The organism is Actinokineospora pegani, assembly GCF_009745975.1.
Taxonomy (GTDB): Bacteria; Actinomycetota; Actinomycetes; order Mycobacteriales; family Pseudonocardiaceae; genus Actinokineospora; species Actinokineospora pegani.
This window is the reverse complement of sequence record NZ_WHOL01000059.1, coordinates 1-3,906: the sequence shown is the minus strand read 5'-3', so window position 1 is coordinate 3,906 and position 3,906 is coordinate 1. Positions and strand designations below refer to the sequence as shown.

Here is a 3,906-nt window from a genome sequence, read left to right as displayed (position 1 = left end):
GCGGGCCGGGGCGCGCTCCGGCGCGGGGCGGCCAGGTCGCGCAGCACGGCCGGGACCGGGGTGTCCTGGTCGCGCAGCGCGGCGGTGTCGAACCGGGTGGCGGCCAGCACCGCGGCGTCGGCGCGGACCCCGGCGTCGAACAGCGCCAGTGCCTCGGCGGTGCCCAGCGGGCGCAGCCCGGCCTTGGCGATCCGCCGCAGGTCCACCGAGGACAGCTCGCCCGCCATGCCCGCGTCGTCGGACCACAGGCCCCAGGCCAGCGAGGTGCCCGGCAGGCCGAGGCCGCGGCGGTGCTCGGCCAAGGCGTCCAGCCAGGTGTTGGCGGCGGCGTAGTTGGCCTGCCCGGCGGTCCCGAGCTGCCCGGCGATCGAGGAGTAGAGGACGAACCCGGCCAGGTCCATGCCCGCGGTCAGCTCGTGCAGGTTCCACGCCCCGTCGACCTTGGGCGCCAGCACGGTGTCGAGCCGCTCGGCGTCGAGGGTGGCGAGCACCCCGTCGGCGAGGACGCCCGCGGTGTGCACGACGCCGGAGAGCGCGGGACCGGTGTGCGCGGCCAGGGTGGCGGCCAGCGCCGCCCGGTCGGTGGTGTCGCAGGCGACGAGGCTGACCTCGGCGCCGAGCCCGGTCAGCTCGGCCACCAGCTCGGCGGCCCCGGGGGCGGCGGCGCCGCGCCTGCTGGTGAGCAGCAGGTGGCCGACGCCGTGCGCGGTCACCAGGTGGCGGGCCAGCACCCGGCCGAGGGTGCCGGTGGCCCCGGTGACGAGGACCGTGCCCCGGCCCCAGTCCGGGGCGTCGTCGGCGAGGCCGTCCGGGCGGGCCAGGCGCGGGGCGAGCGCCCCGCCCTCCCGCAAGGCCAGTTCCGGCTCCTCGGCGGCGAGGGCGCGCAGCAGGTCCTCTTCGGACACCTCGCCGGAGGTGTCGACCACCCTGATCCGGCCGGGGTGCTCGGTGGCCGCCGTGCGCAGCAGGCCCCAGACCCCGGCGGAGGCCAGGTCCGGCGGACCGTCCGCGCCCACCGCGTCCCGGGTGAGCACCACGATCCCGGCTTCGGCGAGCCGGTCGTCGGCGAGGACCTCCCGCAGGTCGGCGAGCACGGTGCGGACGGTGGTGCGGGCGGCCGCGGCGAGGTCGTCCCCGGTCGCGGCGCGCACCGGCAGGACCACCAGGGCGGGTGCGGCGGCGGCCACCCCGTCGAGGTCGGCGTGGGCGGTCAGGCCGGGCAGGTCGCCGCGCAGCACGGCGATCGCGTCGGCGGGCGGCGCCAGCGCCGGGGCGGGCAGCCCGACCGGCCGCCACAGGACCCGGTGCAGGCCGTCGACGGGGTACTCCGGCGCGGTGGCGGTGAACGGGCGCAGCAGCAACGAGTCCACCGAGGCGATGACCTGCCCGTCGGTGTCGAGCAGGGTCACCGCGGCCTCCGGGGCGCCGGTGTCGGCGCCGGTCACGGTGAGCCGGACCCGCGCGGCGGCGGCCCCGGTCCGGTGCACGGCCACCCCGGTCCAGGAGAACGGCAGGACCGCCTCGGCGACGGCGTCGCCGACCCCGGGCAGCAGGGCGTGCAGGCTCGCGTCGAGCAGGGCCGGGTGCAGGCCGAACGCGCCGGCGGCCGGGCGCTGCGCGTCGGGCAGGGCGACCTCGGCGACCAGGTCGCCGCCGTCGCGCCAGAGCGCGCGCAGGCCCTGGAACGCCGGGCCGTAGCCGTAGCCCAGGTCCGCCAGCCGCTCGTACACCCCGGCCAGGTCGACCTCGACGGCGTCGGCGCCCAGCGCGTGGGCGGCGGCGGGCGGCGCGGCGGCGGTCGGGGTGAGCAAGCCGGTGGCGTGCTCGGTCCAGGGCTCGTCGCCCGCGTCGGCGGGGCGGGAGTGCACGCGCACCGGCCGGGCGCCGGACGCCTCCGCCGCCTCGACGGCCACCTGCACCTCGACCGGGGTCCGCGGGGGCAGCACGAGCGGCGCGGTGATGGTCAACTCGGCCAGCCCGGCCGCGCCGGTCTCGGCGCCCGCCCGCAGCGCCAGCTCCACCAGCGCGGCGCCGGGCAGCAGCGCGGTCCCGCCGACGACGTGCTCGCCCAGCCAGCGGTCGCGGGAGGCGGACAGCCTGCCGCTGAGCACGGTCGTGCCCGAGGTCGCGACCGACACCGCCGCGGTGAGCAGCGGGTGCCCGGCGCCCGCGGCGAGCCAGTAGCGGTCGCGCTGGAACGGGTAGGACGGCAGCGCGACGACGGTGCCGCCGGGCACCAGGGTCGACAGGTCCAGGCTCGCGCCCCGCACGTGCCGGGTGGCCAGCGCGGCGGCGGCGCTCAGCGCCTCCGGCTTGCCCTTGCCCAGCACCGGGGTCGCCGAGCCGGGGTCGGTCGGCAGGCCCTGGCGGACCAGGGCGGTCAGCGTCGCGCCGGGGCCCAGCTCGACCCACTCGGTCACGCCGGAGCGGTGCGCGGTGAGCACGCCGTCGAGGAAGCGCACGGGTCGGCGCACGTGCTCGACCCAGTACTCCGGCGAGGTCAGCCGCTCCCCGGCGGGCTCACCGTCGAGGTTGGACAGGACGGGGATCGTCGGGGCGTGGAAGGTGATCGCCTCGAGGGCGGCCCGGAAGCTGGGCAGCGCGTCGTCCATGTGGTGGGAGTGGAAGGCGTGGCTGACCGGCAGCCGGGTGGTGCGGCGGCCCTGGGCGGCGAACCGCTGGGCGACCGCGTCCACGGCGGTCTCGTCGCCGGACACCACGATCGAGCGCGGCCCGTTGACCGCGGCGACCTCGGCGCCGCCGCGGTCGGCGAGCTCGGCGCGCACCTCGTCCTCGGTGGCCTCGACCGCGGCCATGGCCCCGCCGCGGCGGGCGGCCTGCATGGCCCGGCCGCGCGCGGCGACCAGCGCGCAGGCGTCGGGCAGGTCGAGCACCCCGGCGACGTGCGCGGCGGCGACCTCGCCGACCGAGTGGCCGAGCAGCACGTCCGGGCGGACGCCGTGGTGCTCCAGGAACCGGAACACGGCGACCTCGACGGCGAACAGCGCGGCCTGGGTGTAGACCGTCTCGCCGAGCATGGCCGAGTCGGCGCTGCCCTCGGGGGCGAACAGCACCGTGCGCAGCGGGCGTTGCAGGGACCGGTCCAGGTGCTCGCACACCGCGTCGAGGGCGGCGGCGAAGACCGGTGCGGACGCGTGCAGCCCGGAGGCCATGCCCACGCGCTGGCTGCCCTGCCCGGTGAACAGGAACGCGGTCTTGCCGCGGCCCGCGCCGGACCCGGTGACCACCGCGGGGTCGGGCTTCCCGGCGGCCAGCGCGCCCAGGCCGCGCAGCAGCTCCTCGCGGTCGGCGCCGAGGACGACGGCGCGGTCGTCGAGCACGCCGCGCGTGGCGACCAGCGAGTGGCCGATGTCGACCAGGTCGGCGCCGGGGTCGGCGGCCACCTGCTCGCGCAGCAGCCGGGCGAGCTCGCGCAGCGCGGTCTCGTCGCGAGCCGACAGCACCCACGGCAGCAGCGCGGGCCGCTCGGCGGCGGGCGCGGGGGCGGCCGGGGCGGGCTCGGCGGCCTCGATGATGACGTGGGCGTTGGTGCCGCTGATGCCGAAGGAGGACACCCCGGCCCGGCGGGGGCGGTCGGCCTCGGGCCACGGGCGGGCCCGGGTCAGCAGCTCCACCCCGCCGCGGGCCCAGTCGACGTGCGGGCTGGGCTCGTCGACGTGCAGGGTCCTGGGCAGGACCCCGGCCCGCATCGACATGATCATCTTGATCACGCCGCCGACCCCGGCCGCGGCCTGCGAGTGCCCGATGTTGGACTTGAGCGAGCCCAGCCACAGCGGCTCGGCGTCGTCGGCGCGTTCGGCGCCGTAGGTGGCCAGCAGCGCTTCGGCCTCGATCGGGTCGCCCAGCGTGGTCCCGGTGCCGTGCGCCTCGACAGCGTCCACATCG

The 3,906-nt window shown here is 78.7% G+C and carries 1 protein-coding gene; it reads right to left on the bottom strand.

Annotated features, from left to right (window positions below; translation table 11 throughout):
* Positions 1-3,906 (bottom strand): type I polyketide synthase (locus GCL84_RS06320; protein WP_156754416.1); only part of this gene is annotated, 3,906 nt, incomplete at both ends.